Below are 1,427 nucleotides of genomic sequence, written 5' to 3'. Positions count from 1 at the left end.
GCGTGAACGTGTGGCCGCCATCGGTCGAGACGTAGACCTTGCCCGGCAACCAGCTCCAGTTCGCACCACCCGAATCGAACGCATAGACCTTGTTCGGGTTCTTGCGGTCCGCGGCCAGGCGATAGGCGCGAGGCCAGCCCGCGCCAACGGAGGCCAGCGCCGGCAGGTTGGTCTGCGTCCAGCTCGCGCCATTGTTCGTGCTGTACGACGGCACCGAATCAGGCGGTGCCCAGATCACGTTATTGCGGGACGGGACAGCAATGCTCTGCTTCTGGCTGCCGTTTGCCGCGGCGCCGGTAGGCAGCGACGCGAACTGCGACCAGGTATTGCCGGAGTCGCCGGACCAGAAGCCCTTGACGACGGAGCCGTTGGCATTGTCGACGCCGGAGACAGCGATATAGGTCGGATCGGCCCACGCCATGTCGGCCGCGTTGCCGCTGCTCCACCCGGGCATCGGGGCCTTCGTCGGCCGCGTCGCGAGATCCGTGATGACCCACGCGCCGATGTCGCCGGCGGCGTTGATCAGCTTGTACGACGCGCCGGCCGGGGGTGCAACGGCGTACAGCGTGGCGGTCTCTTCCAGGTTGTTGACCTTGGTACTCCAGGTCGGCGAGGCCGAGGACGCATTCGTGGTTTCGCAGATGCCGCCGCCGTGGACGTGCATGATGTGGTCGCGGTTGGCCGGATCGATCGTGACGGCCTCGATCCAGCCTTTGCACGTCTCCGTGGTATGCGGCATGTTGGCCTCGACTTCGCGCCAGGTGCTGCCGGCGTTGTCGGACACCTGGATTTGCTTGCTGGAGTCGGCCCAGCCCGTCATGCCCACCGCGATGCGGGTGGTCGAGCCGGTACCGTTGATCGACAGGCCGCCGACGCCCATGGCGGAAGTGCTCAGCAGCTGGGTCCAGGTTCCGCCATTGGCCCCACCGCCGAACTTGTAGACATAGCCGGGACCGGGCCTGCCCTGGCCGCCGGTCTGGTTGAACGCCATGTAGAAATAGCCGTCGGCGGCACGCACGACGTGCGGGATGTAGTAGCCGGACACCGCGGCCGGGACCGACACCGGCGTCCAGGTCGCACCGCCATTGGTGGACTTGTACAGCGAGGAAGTCAGGCCCGCCGCCTGGGCGTAGTCGGGATTGACAGTGGCCCACAGGACCCAGGTCTGCGTTCCCGTCCCCCTGTTCGACGTATCGAACAAGACCTGTCCGGTGCCGTACACCTGGCCGCCGTTGGCCATCCTGGTGGACGAGAAGCTCGTAACCTGGGCCCAGGTGTGGCCCGAGTCCGTGCTCTTCCACAGGCCGTCCTTGCGCGTGGCATAGTACATGATCGACGGCAGTTCGGGGTCGATCGACAGACGTTCGCCGTAGCCCCGGCCGTCATCGTTGCCACCCACCGCGAACGGCAGGTCGTAGTGCGTCCAG

General features: G+C 66.5%; 1 pseudogene. It reads right to left on the bottom strand.

The features are described 5' to 3' along the window. Window positions 1–1,427: pseudogene (locus tag AC1DYX_RS31135) on the bottom strand (dockerin); the annotation flags it as partial.

The sequence above is a fragment of the Massilia sp. P2_C2 genome (assembly GCF_056404615.1).
Note: the sequence above shows the minus strand (reverse complement) of the source record. Positions and strands in the feature narration are given on the sequence as shown.